Origin of the sequence: Saccharopolyspora soli (assembly GCF_022678645.1) — a bacterium.
Classification (GTDB): domain Bacteria; phylum Actinomycetota; class Actinomycetes; order Mycobacteriales; family Pseudonocardiaceae; genus Saccharopolyspora; species Saccharopolyspora soli.
In genome coordinates this window covers 1-15,966 of record NZ_JALBWV010000050.1, presented here as the reverse complement: position 1 = coordinate 15,966, position 15,966 = coordinate 1, and the positions used below count along the sequence as shown (strand labels likewise).

Sequence of the window (15,966 nt, the reverse complement as noted above, 5' to 3'; positions counted from 1 at the left end):
TAGCGCGGAATCGGGGAGCTGGGTCTTTGGATCAGTTCCCCGATTCCGCGCTATCGCCCGGAAGTCGAGCACGGAGACAGGCTCTAAATCCGCCCATCAGACCTGTGCGGGTCGCGGATCCTGTGCAGCGCGTCACCCCGGAGCGCATGCGGCATTCAGTGCGGCTCGATGGACCAGGTCACTCCGAACGGCGCCAGGAAGTCGAGGAAGTCCGCCGGATCGAATGCCTGGGCCGGGGCGAGCACTCCCGGTTTCGCCCCGTCCACGACGAGGCGGCGCGCTCCTTCGACCGCGATAACAGCGGTCGTTCGGTAACCGTCAACGCCCTTGGCCATGCCGGTCGTGCGTTGCCCGTCGGTGCTGACGACCTCGACCGCCATCAGCCACTGCGCGCCACGGCGGACGTCTTCGGCAGGTCCTTCGGGCATGGCGTCGACCAGCTCCGGAGTGATGCTGCGGAACGCCTCGGCGACCTCGGCGCGGAGCGCGCTGGTCGCCCGCCGAACTCCGACATGCCTGGGGATGGTGATGACTCCGGGCAGGGCGAACTCGATCGTCGGGACTGCCTCGGGCAGGCCCGGTACCGCGATGGACGATCGGCTCGCCGATCTGGTTCGCACCCATTCGCCGTCTCGGTAGGAGAGGCGATCTTCTCGGGAGACCGAGAGCATGGAGCGCGCTGTGCCGCGCGTGGCTCCGGAAGGGGAGCGCAGGTCGGCGATGGTCAGTTCGTCGACCTGCGCGACGCGCTCGGCTGTGAGGTGTGCGATGAGGTCGCCCGGTCCGCCGTCGTCGGCTAGGCCCGGGATCACGGTCACCCCGCCGCGCTCGGCCGCCGCCGAGAAAGTGTCGAAGACCTGCTTGAGGTAGCCCTGCTCGCCAGCTGTGTCGACGTAGTGGACGCCAGCGGCGATGGCGGCGCGGATGACCGGCTCACCCCACAGCGAGAAAGGTCCGGCGGCGTTGATGACGGCCGCGTTGCCGCGCAACGCTTCGGCGAGTGCATCCGGGGCATCCAGTGGCGCGACTCGCAGTTCAGCGTTGGGGATTCCGGCGGCGGTCGCGGCTTTGCGGAGCCGCTTGATGTCGCGGCCGAGCAGCACCACGGGAATGCCGCGCCGGGCCAGTTCCGCCACCACCAACCTGCCGGTGAACCCGCTCGCGCCGTACACAGCGATGTTCTGATCTGTCATGCATCGGACCGTATTTCGGCTTGCTGAGACGGCCAATGTCCAGAAGTCCAGCAGCCATATCTGATCGTCTTCCAACGCCGATATCGTCGATACCATGGCTGCATGGACGTGCTCAGTGACGCGATCTTGACGATGCGGGTCGGCAAGCCGCATTCGTCGCGCACCCACAAGAACGCGCCCTGGGGATTGCGTTTCAGCGCCTTCGCCGGGGCGGGCTTCCACGTGGTGTTGCAGGGTTCGTGCTGGCTGTTCCCGTCCGAGGGAGCACCGATCGCGATGAACGTCGGAGATGTGGTGTTCCTGCCGCGCGCAGGCGTGCACGGGCTGGCCGACCATCCCGAAACCCCGCTGGAGGACAAACGTGCGCTGTCGCTGGTGGACATCGAGGCCGAGCGGACGACACCGGATGGGCAGGGCGCAACCACGGTCCTGCTCTGCGGTGCGTATTTGCTGGACCAAGCGAGGATGCATCCGCTGCTGACCGAGCTTCCCGAGTTCGTCCACCTTCCGGCCAGGATCGGTGGAAATCCGTCGCTGCGCGCTGCGGTGGACCTGCTCGGTGCGGAGCTCAGCGACCCGCGTCCAGGCGCGGACGCGATCGTCCCCGCATTGCTCGACACGCTGCTGCTCTACATCCTGCGGAGCTGGCTGGACGAGCAAGCCGGACACGCGCACACGGGGTGGGCCGCGGCGTTGGGCGATCGAGCAACTGCCGCGGCATTGCGGGCCATGCACCACGAGCCCGCGCGGCGGTGGACGGTGGCGGAGTTGGCCACGCAGGCCGGGCTGTCCAGAGCCGCCTTCGCTCGACGATTCGCCGCCTTGGTAGGGGAAGCGCCGCTGGCCTATTTGACGTGGTGGCGAATGACCACTGCGGCACGCCTGCTTCGAGAATCCGACGCGCCGTTGGGCTCGGTTGCCGCGCGGGTCGGCTACGCCTCGGAGTTCGCGTTCGCCAAGGCATTCAAGCGCGAGTTCGGAGTGGCGCCTGGCCGTTACCGGCAACCCGAATAGGTCACTGTCAACGCAGCGCGGCGGCTGCCGACGCCAGACCCTCGCGGTAGGTCGGGTACTTCGGGGTCCAGTCCAGCTCGCGCTTGGCCTTGCTGTTGTCCAGGCGGATCTGCGTCCGAACCAGAATCGAGTGCAGGTAGGGAGTGGCGCGCAACAACCAACCGGGGATGCGCCGCGGGGTCGGCGCGCCTGCGGCGGCGGCCAAAGCGTTGAGGTAGTCGGCCATTCCGACAGGTTGGTCGTCGACGATGTTGTATGCGTGACCGGCACGACCGCGATCGAGCGCGGCGATGGTGGCCGAGGCGGCGTCGGCGACGTGTATGAGGTGCATGGTCGCCGCCGGGCGTGGCACGGGCAGTTGCCGTCGCCGCGCCAGGTTCATCATCATGAACGTCGAGCGTTCGGGTCCGTAGAACAGCCCGTAGCGCAGGGCTACGCCATGAATGCCTTCCGCTCCTAGCACTTGGTCCTCATTGGACCGAAGCGACCGCAGGTGGTGGTCGAAGGGGCCGTGGCCGAGTTCGGCGAAGGGGTGGTCTTCGGTGAGGTAGGCCGGGCCGTGGTCCCGCCAGCCGTAGCCGAGGAAGAACGACTGCGTGATGAAACGACGTGCGCCCAAGTGGTTCGCGGCGCGCAGCAGGTTGCGGGTGCCTTCGTCGCGCAGTGCGTCGGTGGCGAACAGGTGGCGGTGGAACCTCGGAGTGCGCGTGATCGCGGTGGCCTGGTGGATAACGCCGTCCGCGTGGTGCCCGTCGAGAGCGGCCAGCAGCGCATCGGCGTCCATCAGGTCGGCTACCACCGGTTGGACCCCGGCGGCCTGCAGTCGCTCGGCGCTCCCGGCACTGCGGGTGAGCCCGATTACCGAATGCCCGGCGGCGTGCAGTTGGGGGAGCAGTTCAGAACTGATCGTCCCGGTGGCCCCGGCGAGCAGGATTTTCATCTCTCACACCTCCGTCGTCGTTTGTCGATCGGGCGGCGCAGCAGCCGCCCGTGTACCAGACGGATTTCGCTGGGACGACGTGACAGACTCGGGCGATCAGTGTCCAATAGCAATACCGGTATTGTTATTGCTGAGATTGGTGGATTTGGAGTGAGATGTTCACGGTGGATCGACGTCAGGACGTGCGGATGAAGCTGCTCGCGCGAGCTCGTGCGGACGAGCGGATCGTCGGCGCGGCGATCACCGGTTCCGCTGCGCGAGGGGCCGAGGACCGCTGGTCGGACGTCGATCTCTTCTTCGGTGTGGGCGACGGCGAGGTAGCAGATGCGTTGCGCGACTGGAGCGCGTTCGTCTACCGCGAACTCGGCGCAGTGCACCACTTCGACCTCCAGGCGGGTGCGGCGTCCTATCGTGCCTTCCTGCTCCCCGACCTGTTGGAGATTGATCTAGGCTTTGCTCCCGCTGCCGAGTTCCGGCCGCTCGGTGACGGCGAATTCCAAGTCGTCTTCGGCGATGCCGCGCGGCGGCAATCCGTATCAGTCGACGCCGGACACCTGATAGGGCTGGCCTGGCACCACGTCCTGCACGCCCGGATTTCATTGGAGCGGGGTGCGGTATGGCAGGCGGAGTACTGGATCAGCGGTGTGCGCGATCACGTCTTGGCCCTCGCTTGTCTTCGGCTCGGTCTACCGGCGGCGCACGCCAAGGGTGCGGACCAGTTGCCTCCCGAGATCACGGCACCGGTGCTTGAAACGCTGGTCAGCGGTCTGGACTCCGGCGAGCTCGCCCGCGCCCTCCGCGCGATGACCCTTGCGCTCCTCGGTGAGCTGCGCGAAACCGCCCCCGAACTCGCCGCGGTCCTGGAACAGCCGCTGCGCGAGTTGGCCTCCTGATGTCCTGGTCAATATTGGACAGGTCGTTCCAAAAGCTGTTAGGGTCGCTGCATGGCACGACCGAGGTTGTTCGACGAGGAACAGGCGCTGGAAGCGGCGATGCGGACCTTCTGGGCAAACGGCTACGAGGCCACCTCGACGCAGGACCTGTGCGAGGCGACAGGTCTCGGTCGTAGCAGCATCTACAACACCTTCAGCAACAAGCACGACCTCTTCATGAAAGCGCTGGCCCGCTACATCAACACCACCACGGCCACCCAGCTCGCCATCTTGGAGGACTCCACGCTGTCGGGACTGGAGCGGATTCGAGCGTTGCTCGCCACGATCGTCGACGCCGAACTGGAGAACCGTCGAGATGGGCGCAGTTTTGGTTGCCTGACGGTGAACTCCACCGTCGAGTTGGCCGGGCGTGACCCAGAGGCCGCCAAATTGCTGGATCGTGATAGCCGGCGTCGGCTGGCCAGCCTGCGGGCGGCGATCGGGGTCGGGCAGCGCGACGGCGGCATCACTTCCACGCGCGACGCGGAATCGTTGGCCCGCTTCGTCAACGCGGTGATCGGCGGGATGCGGGTCTCCGGTCAGGCTGGCGCCGATCGTGCCGTCCTGGAGTCGATCGCGGCGCCAGCGCTCGATGCCTTGACCTCCTGAAGCAAGCCGAACATAGCGTCCGGGCCTTTTCGTGCCCGAATTATGAACTGATCAATACAAAACTGGGAGCGTCAATGCCACGCGCCGTATACCTCCTCGCCTTGGGCATCTTCGCCATGGTGACCAGCGAATTCCTCGTCGCCGGACTGATGCCGCAGATGGCCGACGGACTGGGCGCCACCATTCCGCAGATCGGCTACCTCATCACCGCCTTCGCCGCGGCGATGGCCCTGGGTGGGCCGTTGTTGACCGTCGCGTTGCTCAGCGTGCGCCCGAAGCCAGCCCTGTTGGCGCTGTTCGCGATCTTCCTGGCAGGCAACCTGCTGGCGGCCACCGCGTCCGGGTACGGCGTCATGCTGGTGGCTCGGATCATCACCGGCGTGGCATCGCAAGCGTTCTTCGGGATCGCGATCTCCCTGTGCGCCCAGCTGACGCGTCCGGAAATGCGCGGCCGGGCTATCGCGGTGGCGATGAACGGGCTGATGCTGGGCACCTTGCTGGGCATGCCCTTGTCCACATTGGTCGGTGAGCGGTTCGGCTGGCGGGCCGCCTTCTGGGCCATCGCCGTGCTCGCGGTGGTCGCCGCGCTGTGCACCAGCGTCGGCGTGCCACCACTGGAACGTGCTGGCGACAGCGGGAACTTCCGGCAGGAACTGGGGGTCTTCCGCAAGCCCAAGCTGTGGCTGGTGCTGGTCACGAGCACGCTCATCATCGGAGCGGCGTTCTCCGCCTTCAGCTACTTCAACCCGATCCTCACCCAGATCAGCGGGTTCAGCTCCGACGCCGTCCCACTGCTGCTGGTCGCCTACGGCGCCGCCACCGTGGTCGGCAACACCGCCGTTGGACGTTTCGCCGACCGCCACACGATCTCCGTCCTGCTCGTCGGCCTGGTCCTGAACCTCGGTTTCCTGGTCGGGTTCGCGCTGCTGGCGCACCTCAGCCTCCCGGCGGTGATCTTCATGCTGGGCATCGGCCTGGTCGGCGTCACCATGAACCCGGCGATGATCACCCGCGTGCAGCGCACCGGCAACGCACGGCCGCTGGTCAACACGGTGCACTCCTCCTTCATCACCTCCGGTGTCATCATCGGGTCCTGGATCGGCGGACTGGCCATCAGCAGCTTCGGTCTGCGAGCTCCGCTCTGGTTGGGAGCTGCCCTGGCTGCGATCGGGGTCGTCACGCTGCTGCCCGACCTCGCCCGTCGCCGGACCGGCAGCGCAACGCAACCAGCTCCGGTTGAGCCAAGCCTCGGCAGCCACGGGGCAAAGGCGTAAGGCGACAGGGGAGTCGATCTCGCTGGCCGACTTCCCAGGTGGTTTCAGAAACCTTTTTGGGTACTGGCGCTGAATTCGTCAAGATTCCAACAAGTCCGCGCCGAGGAATACCGCGATCCAGTGATGGAGCACTAGACTGCCGGACGTGACGACACCCGTTCATGCTGCTGCGGTCGGTTAGTTTCGAACTCCGGCCCTTAACAGCGGATTGACGCTGCCCGCAACTGATTTCACAGTTCGCCAGGAGCATTCGCGTCGCGTCGGCAGAACTGCTGATACCGCCGCTAGCCGGGCCCAGGCTGTCGCACCCTGCGCAGGAACGCACATCTGCGTTCGGCCGCATCACCTGGAGCGGGATTCATGATTCCTCCGGATTTCAACGCTGCCGACACCCAGCAAATCGTGTCGCAGCAAGGTGTTTTTCGCTGGCTGTCGGCGAACGGTTCCCGGCCGCCAACGCGTGTCGTGGACGCGGACGATCGGATGTCCGCGGATGAGGCGTACCGGTTGGTGTCGCGCGGAACCGGTTTGTTGTGGCGCGGCGACTTCCACAACGCGCGCCAACTCCTCAGCGCGGTTTCGCGCCGCCTCCAGTTGCCCCGACGACAAGCCGGTTCGTCGCCCGCGGAGGCTTTCCGGTTGCATCGTCAAGAGCAGTCGCACCGAGCACGGACGCTGGCGCTGGTTCTCGTTCCGCTCGACCCCGGTCACGTGGTGCCGCTGGGGCGCGCGCCTGACGTTCGGTCGGCTTGCCACGACGTCTACGGCCCAGCAGACACCCCATGCGTGGTTCCGCTGCGCGAGCTGCTGGGAATCATCGGTGCAGCTCAGTGGCGGAAGAAAGGCATTCCTATCGCTGCGCTGGGCGCGCGCATCCATCCGCACTACGGCGTTTTCGCCCCCACCCGCAGCGAATACGTCGACCTGGTCGCCGGATGTCCGTTGGCCCCGACGTCAGTGGCCTTCGACATTGGCACCGGGACCGGCGTGCTCGCCGCGGTTCTCGCTCAACGGGGTGTCGAACGCGTGGTGGCAACGGACAGTTCGGCGCGTGCGATCCGGTGCGCTCGGGAGAACATCCGACGTCTCGGGCTCACCGGGCGAATCGAGGCTGTGCAGACCGATCTCTTCCCCGCTGGGCGGGCGCAACTGATCGTGTGCAATCCACCTTGGCTCCCGGCGAAGCCCCACACGCTGCTGGACCAGGCCATCTACGACCCCGGAAGCCGGATGCTGCTGGACTTCCTCGCTGGTTTGGCGGCCCATCTGCAACCTGGTGGGGAAGCCTGGCTGGTCCTGTCGGATCTCGCCGAGCGCCTGGGACTTCGCGCCCGAACGGAACTGCTCGCCGCGATCAGCCAGGCCGGGCTCGGCGTCGTGGCGAGGTCGGACGCTCGGCCCAGCCATCCCCGAGCCACCGATCCGACCGACCCGCTGCACGCAGCCCGCGCTGCGGAGATCACGTCCTTGTGGCGGCTCGTGGTGGTCGGGGATGGTATTGACCGGACGTAACTCCACGGCGACCGGAGGAGGCGGCGGGCGTGCGCACATCCAGTGCTGCCATCGGCAGCGCCTTGTTCTTCGTGATCGCACCGGGAACCGTCACGGTCCTGATCCCGTGGCTGATCACGGGCTGGCAGTGGCGGCAGCCGCTGCCGTACTGGTGGCCAGCACGGGTGCTAGGCGCATTGCTGACCGTTGCTGGGACAACCGTGTGGCACCCGCCAGGCGGGTGATTGTCACACCGGGCTGGTTCGTCTCGTCGTACCTGTGAGAGGGGTGGGCGAGTGAAGAAGTCGATCTTGGTCACGGGTGGCACGGGCACGCTGGGGCGTGTTGTCGTGCGGCGGTTGCTCGATGCTGGTCATGACGTGCGAGTCCTCAGTCGGCGCCCGGCGCCCGCGCAGCTTCCGCACGGGTGGACGACCGGAGACCTGCGCACCGCCGTGGGTATCGATGCCGCAACGTCCGAAGTGGATGTCGTAGTGCACTGCGCCACCACGCTGGGGCGCAAGGACGTGCTGGTGACCCGACGTCTGATCGACGCGGCTCGCCGCAATGGCGATCCGCATCTGGTTTACCCCTCGATCGTGGGTATCGATCGAGTGCCGTTCGTCTACTACCGGGCCAAGCTCGAAGCGGAGCGGCTCGTGGCGAACTCGGGGTTGCCGTGGACGGTCCTGCGAACCACGCAGTTCCACGACATGGTCGCGCTGATGACCTCGGTGCAGCGCCGGTCGCCCGTGATTGGAACGCTGTCCGGAGTCGATTTCCAACCAATCGACGTCCGGGACGTCGCCGACAGGTTGGCCGAACTCGCCGGAGGCGAACCGGCAGGCCGCGTCCCCGACATGGGCGGGCCGGAGATCCGCCGTCATCGCGACCTGGCACGGGCCTACCTGAACTCGGCCGGACTGCGCCGATTCGTGCTGCCGATCTGGCTGCCCGGCGCGACGTTCAGCGGCTATCGCGGCGGTGAGCACCTGGCCCCGGACCGGGCGGTGGGTCGCATCACGTTCGACGAGTTCCTGGCCGAGCGGGAGCGGTGAAGATGCACGTTTGGCTGAGATCAGGCCTGTTCTTCCTGACGTTCGTGCACACCGCTGTGGGTTTCTGGACGCTGCTGTTCCCGCGTTCGTTCTACGAAGACGTTCCGACCGTCGACGCGTACCCGCCGTTCAACGAACACCTCTTCCGCGACTACGGCGCGATGAACCTAGCCATGGCCGTCGTACTCGGTGCCAGCGCGGTCATCCTGGAACGGATCCTGGTCTACGTCGCTTTGACGTCGAACCTGGTTTGGGCTGTTTCACACCTGGTTTTCCACGCCACGCACCTGCCGCACGCCGCCGCTGCGGTACTGGTGGTGGCGCTGAGCATCACCGCTGCGATCCCGGCGGTACTGCTCACTTTCAGTCGCGGCGGCGCCTGGTCAGCAGGTGCGCGGCGGCAGCCGTCGCGCCGGTGACGGTGAACACCGACGGCCAGGCGCCGATCTTCTTGGCCAACGGGTGCGAGCCGGTCAGCGCGGCGGCGTAGGTGGCGCCGAGGGCGAGAGCCGGAATCACGCCGGTCCGACGGCGGCAAACCTCCATCGCGCCTAGTCCCGCGCCCGCGGCCACCACTCCGCCCCAGTGCCGGTGCTTGGTCGCACGGGCCACCGCGAAGCCACCGATCAAACCGGCCGAGGTCAGCAGGCTGGACGGAATGGACATGCTCGCTCCTAGCAGTTCGGTGCCGAATCCCGCTTCGACTCTACTGCGTCGCCCGGAGCGGGTTCTGGCGCAAACCTGCCGAGTAGGTGATTGACTTCGCGTTCCGCGCTGAGAAAAGTGCTGGTGTCGAATCCCTTCGGTCCCGGGAGACTGCATGCGGCGCGTTCGGATGGGTTTGTTGGCGGCGGTGTTCGTCCTTCCGCTGACCGGGTTGCCAGCAAGTGCGGAACCGCCGCAGGGGCCGGTTTTCGAAGATGGCGAGGCGCAGCCGGTGTTCGACCCGGCGCAGGCGGTGCGCGAGGACCTGTTCGTAACCGCGCCGGTGGACAGCGACCGCGACGGGCAGGACGACCGGGTGCACGTCCAGGTGGTGCGGCCGAAGGAAACCGCGCAGGGACTGCGGGTCCCGGTCGTCTACCAGGCCAGTCCCTACTTCTCCGGTGGGAACGACGTGCCCAACCACAACGTCGACACCGAGCTGTACGTTCCCGAGCAGCCGGGCAACCAGACCGTCCGCACCGCCGAGCGCGACGAACGGATGGCGGTTGCCGCCGAAATAGACTGGGCGTACGAGGAATACCTGCTGGCCAGGGGGTATGCCGTGGTGTACGCCGAGTCGCTGGGCACCGGTCTGTCCACCGGGTGTCCGACCACCGGCGCGGCGAACGAGACGATCGGTGCCAAGTCGGTGGTCGACTGGCTGAACTCGCGCGCACCCGGTCAGGACGCCGCTGGCAAACCGGTCGAGGCGCGGTGGGCGACCGGCAAGGTCGGCATGATGGGTGTGTCCTACAACGGAACCCTGCCGAACGCGGTGGCCAGCACGGGGGTCGAAGGGCTCGAGGCGATCGTGCCGATCGGCGCGATCTCGAACTGGTACGACTACTACCGCACCGACGGCGCGATCGTGGCGCCCGGTGGCTACCAGGGTGAAGACGCCGACGTGCTGGCCAAGTACGTGCACACCCGCGCCGATCGCGAGCCGTGCCGCGAGGTGATCGACCAGCTCACAGCGGACCAGGACCGGCTCACCGGCGACTACAGCTGGTTCTGGGACGAGCGCAACTACCTCAACGACGTCGACAAGGTCCGTGCTGCGGTGCTGTCCGTGCACGGGCTCAACGACTGGAACGTGAAAACCCGGCAGGCGGCGCAGTGGTACGCGGAGCTGCGGGAACACGACGTGCCGCACAAGATCTGGTGGCACCAGGAAGGGCACACCGACCCGATCCGGCTGCGCGAGCAGGAGTGGCTGCGCACGCTGAACCGCTGGTTCACCCGCTATCTCTACCAGGTGCCCAACGGTGTCGAGGACGAACCGAAGGCCACCGTGCAACGTGAGGACGGCAGCTGGGTCGAGGAAGCCGAATGGCCAGCGCCGGAAGCGCGCGACGTGACGCTACTACCTACTCCGGGCGGCACCGAACGAGGTGGACTCGCTGCGGCGCGGGTCTCCGGTCGAACGGTCGAGGCGCTGCACGATGACGCCAGCCAGCTGGCGGAAGACCTCGCGGCGGCACCGAGTTCACCGAACCGGCTCGCCTATTTCAGCGCTCCGCTGACCGCTCCGGCTCGGGTCAGCGGCACGGTGCGCGCCGAGTTGGCACTGACCTTCGACCGGCCAGCCGCCAACGTGACGGCGTTGCTGGTGGACCAGGCTCCGGACGGCACCGTCTCGGTCATCACGCGTGGGTGGGCGGATCCGCAGAACCGGCACGCGATCGACCGGACCTCGCCTGTTGAGCCTGGGAAAAACTATTCGATCGACGTGGCGATGCAGCCGGACGACTACGTTTTCGCACCAGGACACCGGCTCGGGATCGTCGTGCTGTCCAGCGATCACGACTTCACGTTGCGCCCGAAGCCCGGAGTTGGGCTGGAACTCGACCTGTCCCGCACCCGGATCCAGCTCCCGCTGGTCGGATCCATCGGGTAGGTCAGCTGTGACGAGAATTCGCGTTTGCGGGATGCAAACGGAGAGTTAGCACCGATGGGATGATCAATATGGACCGGCTGATCGTCACTCCATAGTGGATTTTGTGGCTCTCTTCGGTTGAGTTGTCCACAGCGGACGGGTCAGTCCACAGATTCCGAAAATGCCCTTTCGCCGGTGCCGGTTCGGCGTCGATCGTTTGCGGCATGACAACACGACTCAACACCACCATTTCGCTGACCGACCCCGCCGATGTGCTGGCCGCCGTGCCGCACATGCTGGGGTTCCACCCGGCAGATTCGTTCGTGGTGCTCACGATGCACGACTTGGCCAGCACGCCGCGGTTCGGCGTGACACTGCGCACGGACCTGCCCTGCCCGATGCGGATCTGCGAGTTCGCCGAATACCTGCTCGCCGGTCCGCTGGGCAGGCAGCACGCCGAGGCCGTGATCCTGGTCGTCGTCGGTGAGAAACCCAACATCGAAGCGTGCAGCGACACATGTGCTGGCGCATGCCAAGGACCACCGCCCAAGAAGTCCACTGTGGATGAATGTGATACCGGGCCGCCGCACGCCGAGCTGATCGACGTGATCAGCGACGCCTTCAGACGGGTCGGGATCGCAACGGCCCATGCGCTGTGGGCGCCGGAGATCCGTGCCGGAGCCCAGTGGCGGTGCTACAGCGACCCCACGTGCGTCGGTGAGATCGCCGACCCGCAAGGCTCGGCGGTCGCGGCTGCGATGGCCGCGGCCGGATCGGTGACCTTCGGCAGCAGGGATGAACTCCGGGCGCTGGTCGCGCCGGAGTCCGACGAGACCGTCGAGCGTTGCGCGGCGAAGCTCGACGTGCTTACCGAGGAACTCGCCGACGGCTACGACCCGAACAAGGTGACCGGAGACCTGCGGATCGTGTTCGCGGCCGTCCAACGGACCGCCAACGGCGCCGCGTTGACCGAAGACGATCTGGTGCGCGTGCTGCTCGCGGTGTCCGACACCAGAGTGCGCGACATCGCCTTGTGCACTGCCCTCGGCGATACGGCCAGGGCAGCCGAAGAACTCTGGCTGACCCTGGTCCGCAAAGCGTCCGACCCGGAATTGGCCGAGGTCGCCGCACTGTTGGCGTTCTCGGCCTACCTGCGAGGCGAGGGAGCGCTGGCTGGCGTCGCACTGGAGCGAATCGAGCAGATCCAACCCGACCACCGGTTCGGGTACCTGCTCCGACAGGCCATCGAGGCGGGCATCCCGCCGACCGACCTGGCTGTCATCGCCCGCGACGCCGCCGAAGAAGCCCAAATGATGCTCGAAGAGGATGGAGCTTGGTGATGATGTGCCACGAGATGAGCAAAACGCCTTGGCGGCGTTCAGGATTCCTGGCGACGTCGGGTGAATTCCCAAGCGTCGCGGACGATCACGTCGAGGTCGGCGCGCTGCGGTTGCCAACCCAGTTCATCCCGCGCGCGCTGGCTCGACGCCACCAACGTCGCCGGATCACCCGCCCGGCGCGGAGCCACCTTCGCCGGAATCGGGTGGCCGGTCACCTTCCGGCAGGTGTCGATCACCTGCTTGACCGAGAAACCGGTGCCGTTGCCGAGGTTGTAGATCCGGTGCTGGCCGGGGGCGGCGTGGTCCAGCGCCAGCAGGTGGGCATCGGCCAGGTCGGTGACGTGGATGTAGTCCCGGATGCAGGTGCCGTCCGCGGTCGGCCAGTCCTCGCCGAAGATCTGCACCTGCTCCCGCTGGCCGAGCGCGACCTGCAGCACGATCGGGATCAGGTGCGTCTCGACCGTGTGCCGCTCGCCGAATGCGCCGTGTGCACCGGCGACGTTGAAGTACCGCAGGCTGACCGCGCCGATGCCGTGGGCGCTGGCGTACGACGTGATCGCGTGGTCGATCGCCAGCTTCGTCGCGCCGTAGGTGTTGGTCGGGCGCGTTGCGGTGTCCTCGGTGATCGGCGTGACCTCCGGCTCGCCGTAGGTCGCGGCGGTGGAGGAGAACACGAGTCGCGGCGTGCCGTGCTCGCGCATCGCGTCCAGCAGCCGCAGCGAGGTGACCACGTTGCCCTGCCAGTACTTCTCCGGATCTTGCATGGATTCGCCGACCAGCGACTTGGCCGCGAAGTGCAGCACACCGTCGAACGACTCCGCGAGCAGGCTGCTGGCCGCCGTCGCGATGTCGGCGTCGACGAACTTGCAGCCGTCCGGGACCGCGTCGGCGTGCCCGGTGGACAGGTCGTCGACCACGACGACCTCGTGGCCAGCTTCCACCAAGCGTGCCGCGCACACGCTTCCGACGTAGCCTGCGCCGCCTGTGACGAGGAGCTTCACCTGCGTACTGCCTTCCTTGGGAGAACTTCTTCGGTCGCCGTCAATCGGCGGGCGGCCGAAGTGACCCGGTGGTCACCGGTCCCGCCCCGCACCGGCGGAGGGTACCGCTGTGAACAGCCGGGGTGCGCTGAGGTGCTCCCGGTCGAACGCGTCCCGGACGGCCTGCTCGATGCGGGACCGGTCCGCGACCAGGACCAGCGCGATCGCCGAACCGCCGAAACCACCGCCGATCATCCGGGCCCCCAAGGCACCGGTGTCCAGCGCGGTGTCCACCGCGAGGTCCAACTCGGGGCTGGAGACCCGGTAGTCGTCCCGGAGGCTGGCGTGCGAAGCGGTCAGCAGCGGGCCGATCTCGGCGTACCGCCCGGCGCGGAGCCGGTCCACAGCGGCCCGCACCCGGTCGTTCTCGGTGACCACGTGCCGCACGAGTGGCCGGAGTTCTTCCGGAAGCTTCGGCAGCGTCGCCGCCAGTTCATCGCTGGCCACGTCGCGAAGTGCTTTGAGCTCCAACAGCTCCGCCGCCCGTTCGCAGCCCCGCCGCCGTTGTCCGTAACCGGATTCGCTGTGCGAGTGCTTCACGCGTGTGTCGATCACCAGCAGTTCAAGCCCAACGCTGCGGGGGTCGAACGGGATCTGCTCGGCGTCGCCGGTTCGGACGTCGAAGAACAGCACGTGCGCTGCCGCGCAGGCCAGCGAGGCGGTTTGGTCGAGCAGGCCGGTGGGCGCACCGGCGAAGTCGTTCTCCGCCCGCTGCACCAGGCGCGCGATCTCGCCAAGGCTCGGCGCGTTCGGCTCGCCAGGCGCCTGGTGCACGGTGTCCAGCAGAGCCAGCGCCACCGCGCATTCCAGGGCGTGCGAGGAGGACAGACCAGCACCGGTCGGCACTTCGCCGACGATCATCAGGTCGGCGCCGCCGAGCTCGAACCCGGCGTCGCACAGGGCCCACGCGACACCGGCCGGGTAGGCGGCCCAGCCGGTCGGGTTCCCGGGGCGCAGCTCGTCGAGGGCTGCGACGGGACCGCTGTGCACCTGTCCGTCACTACCGAGGGTTGCGGTGGACAACAGCCGGTCGGTGCGGGGCCGGATCGCGACGGCAGTGCGGTGCGGCAGGGCGAACGGGAGTACGAACCCGTCGTTGTAGTCGGTGTGCTCCCCGATCAGGTTCACGCGACCAGGCGCAGACCAGACCGCGCTCGGCCCGCCGCCGTGTTCCTCGGCGAACAACACCGCCGCGCGGTCCGCCGCCGTCACTTGGCGCGCACCATGACCGCGTGTGCGATGCCGACCGACAGCTCGGTGCTGCCCTTGTCGCCGCGGACCTCGATCGGCTTGTTCGGCCCGACCACCGACAGGATCTCCACCTCGTTGCCCGGCACAACGCCGACCTGCTTCAACTCGGTCATCAGGTCCGGGTCGAGCTGGACGTGCTCGGCGATGCGGCGGATGACCGCACGACCCCCGCCGTTGCGGGCGATCTCGTCGACCCGCTGCAGCTCACCGTCGGCCGGTACGTCGACGTGGTCCACGCCGAGCTCGTCGAGGCCCGGGATCGGGTTGCCGTAGGGCGAGGTGGTGGGACCACCGAGCAGCTTGACGAGCTTGCGCTCGACTGCTTCGCTCATCACGTGCTCCCACCGGCACGCTTCATTGTGGACGTGCTCCCATTCAAGACCGATCACGTCGACGAGAAGCCGTTCGGCGAGGCGGTGCTTGCGCATCACGCTGATGGCGCGGGCACGACCGGCCTTGGTGAGTTCGAGGTGGCGATCTTCGGCGACGGTCAGCAGCCCGTCGCGTTCCATCCGGGCGACCGTCTGGCTCACCGTGGGGCCGCTCTGCTCCAACCGTTCGGCGATCCTGGCCCGGAGCGGAACCACGCCCTCTTCTTCGAGGTCGTAGATGGTGCGGAGGTACATCTCAGTGGTATCGATGAGATCGTTCACGTCGGCTCCCCATTCAGTCCCAACCACGATGCTAGTCGCCCCAGGCGACAGCGGTCAGTGGTCGAGGAGTTGACTTCCAGGATTTCCGACAGACCTCGTCGCCGGGCTACGAAAGGGCCGTCATGCATCCTTTGATCAGCACCGATGATCTCATAGCCGCCCTGCGGCAGGAGCCGCACCCGACGCTTCTCGACGTCCGTTGGTCGCTGCTCGGGCCACCGGGTCGGGAGGACTACGAGAAGGGGCATTTGCCCGGTGCGGTGTTCGTCGATCTGGACACCGAATTGGCCGCCGAACCGGGCCCGGCCGGTCGCCATCCGCTGCCCGACCCGAGCGACCTGGAAGCGGTGCTCCGCCGGGCGGGCGTCGACGCCGAGCGTCCGGTCGTCGTCTACGACGCCGACAACGGTTCAGCCGCCGCCCGCGCCTGGTGGCTGCTGCGTTGGGCGGGGCACGAGTCGGTGGCGGTGCTCGACGGTGGCTACGCGGCGTGGGGGGGGGGGGGGCCCGCCGCCCCCCCCCCCCCCCCCCCCCCCCCCCCCCCCGGCCGCCGCGGGGGGGGCGGGGCGCGGGGGGGGGGGGGGGGGGGG

The 15,966-nt window shown here is 67.5% G+C and carries 17 protein-coding genes; 11 read left to right on the top strand and 6 right to left on the bottom strand.

Annotated features, from left to right (window positions below; genetic code table 11):
• Positions 1-155 precede the first annotated feature (155 nt).
• Positions 156-1,193, bottom strand: coding sequence for a saccharopine dehydrogenase family protein (locus MOQ72_RS30940; RefSeq protein WP_242189287.1), 1,038 nt, complete (start codon positions 1,191-1,193; stop codon positions 156-158).
• A gap of 102 nt (positions 1,194-1,295) precedes the next feature.
• Between MOQ72_RS30940 and MOQ72_RS30935 the strand changes: the two genes are divergently transcribed.
• Complete coding sequence (locus tag MOQ72_RS30935) at positions 1,296-2,207, top strand: AraC family transcriptional regulator (RefSeq protein WP_242189286.1); 912 nt, start codon at positions 1,296-1,298, stop codon at positions 2,205-2,207.
• Between the two features lie 7 nt (positions 2,208-2,214).
• On the opposite strand, the gene MOQ72_RS30930 is transcribed toward MOQ72_RS30935, so the two are convergent.
• Positions 2,215-3,147: an NAD-dependent epimerase/dehydratase family protein gene (locus MOQ72_RS30930; RefSeq protein WP_242189285.1), complete on the bottom strand. Its 933-nt coding sequence runs from the start codon at positions 3,145-3,147 to the stop codon at positions 2,215-2,217.
• A gap of 164 nt (positions 3,148-3,311) precedes the next feature.
• On the opposite strand from MOQ72_RS30930, the gene MOQ72_RS30925 reads away from it, so the two are divergent.
• The 7 genes from MOQ72_RS30925 (at position 3,312) to MOQ72_RS30895 (ending at position 8,930) form a co-directional block, all read left to right on the top strand.
• A complete protein-coding gene (locus tag MOQ72_RS30925; RefSeq protein ID WP_242189284.1) occupies positions 3,312-4,040 on the top strand; it encodes a nucleotidyltransferase domain-containing protein in 729 nt (242 codons plus the stop codon).
• 51 nt (positions 4,041-4,091) lie between these two features.
• Positions 4,092-4,688: a TetR/AcrR family transcriptional regulator gene (locus MOQ72_RS30920; RefSeq protein ID WP_242189283.1), complete on the top strand. Its 597-nt coding sequence runs from the start codon at positions 4,092-4,094 to the stop codon at positions 4,686-4,688.
• A gap of 74 nt (positions 4,689-4,762) precedes the next feature.
• Positions 4,763-5,962, top strand: a complete 1,200-nt coding sequence (locus MOQ72_RS30915) for an MFS transporter (RefSeq protein ID WP_242189282.1) — start codon at positions 4,763-4,765, stop codon at positions 5,960-5,962.
• Positions 5,963-6,445: 483 nt separating this feature from the next.
• Positions 6,446-7,474, top strand: coding sequence for a methyltransferase (locus MOQ72_RS30910; RefSeq protein ID WP_242189281.1), 1,029 nt, complete (start codon positions 6,446-6,448; stop codon positions 7,472-7,474).
• Positions 7,475-7,503: 29 nt separating this feature from the next.
• Positions 7,504-7,698, top strand: a complete 195-nt coding sequence (locus MOQ72_RS30905) for a hypothetical protein (protein ID WP_242189280.1) — start codon at positions 7,504-7,506, stop codon at positions 7,696-7,698.
• Between the two features lie 51 nt (positions 7,699-7,749).
• Positions 7,750-8,511: an SDR family oxidoreductase gene (locus MOQ72_RS30900; protein ID WP_242189279.1), complete on the top strand. Its 762-nt coding sequence runs from the start codon at positions 7,750-7,752 to the stop codon at positions 8,509-8,511.
• Positions 8,512-8,513: 2 nt separating this feature from the next.
• Positions 8,514-8,930, top strand: a complete 417-nt coding sequence (locus MOQ72_RS30895; protein WP_242189278.1) for a hypothetical protein — start codon at positions 8,514-8,516, stop codon at positions 8,928-8,930.
• Here the strand turns inward: MOQ72_RS30895 and MOQ72_RS30890 are convergent.
• Positions 8,875-9,177: a hypothetical protein gene (locus MOQ72_RS30890; RefSeq protein ID WP_242189277.1), complete on the bottom strand. Its 303-nt coding sequence runs from the start codon at positions 9,175-9,177 to the stop codon at positions 8,875-8,877. The two genes, MOQ72_RS30895 and MOQ72_RS30890, sit on opposite strands and share 56 nt — an antisense overlap.
• 154 nt (positions 9,178-9,331) lie before the next feature.
• On the opposite strand from MOQ72_RS30890, the gene MOQ72_RS30885 reads away from it, so the two are divergent.
• Both MOQ72_RS30885 and MOQ72_RS30880 read left to right on the top strand, forming a co-directional pair.
• Positions 9,332-11,113 (top strand): Xaa-Pro dipeptidyl-peptidase, encoded by a 1,782-nt coding sequence (locus MOQ72_RS30885; protein WP_242189276.1) that lies wholly within the window; start codon positions 9,332-9,334, stop codon positions 11,111-11,113.
• 203 nt (positions 11,114-11,316) lie between these two features.
• Positions 11,317-12,432: a DUF4192 domain-containing protein gene (locus MOQ72_RS30880; protein ID WP_242189275.1), complete on the top strand. Its 1,116-nt coding sequence runs from the start codon at positions 11,317-11,319 to the stop codon at positions 12,430-12,432.
• A 38-nt stretch (positions 12,433-12,470) separates the two neighbouring features.
• Here the strand turns inward: MOQ72_RS30880 and galE are convergent, their stop codons facing one another.
• The 3 genes from galE to MOQ72_RS30865 form a co-directional block, all read right to left on the bottom strand.
• On the bottom strand, positions 12,471-13,433 hold the full coding sequence (galE, locus tag MOQ72_RS30875; protein WP_242189274.1) for a UDP-glucose 4-epimerase GalE: 963 nt from the start codon (positions 13,431-13,433) through the stop codon (positions 12,471-12,473).
• Between the two features lie 72 nt (positions 13,434-13,505).
• A complete protein-coding gene (gene galK, locus MOQ72_RS30870; RefSeq protein WP_242189273.1) occupies positions 13,506-14,684 on the bottom strand; it encodes a galactokinase in 1,179 nt (392 codons plus the stop codon).
• Positions 14,681-15,376, bottom strand: coding sequence for an iron-dependent transcriptional repressor DtxR (locus tag MOQ72_RS30865; protein ID WP_242189272.1), 696 nt, complete (start codon positions 15,374-15,376; stop codon positions 14,681-14,683). The genes galK and MOQ72_RS30865 overlap by 4 nt, the downstream gene beginning before the upstream one ends.
• A gap of 122 nt (positions 15,377-15,498) precedes the next feature.
• Here MOQ72_RS30865 and MOQ72_RS30860 point away from each other — a divergent pair.
• On the top strand, positions 15,499-15,966 hold a 468-nt coding region (locus MOQ72_RS30860; protein WP_277954929.1), incomplete at its 3' end, for a sulfurtransferase.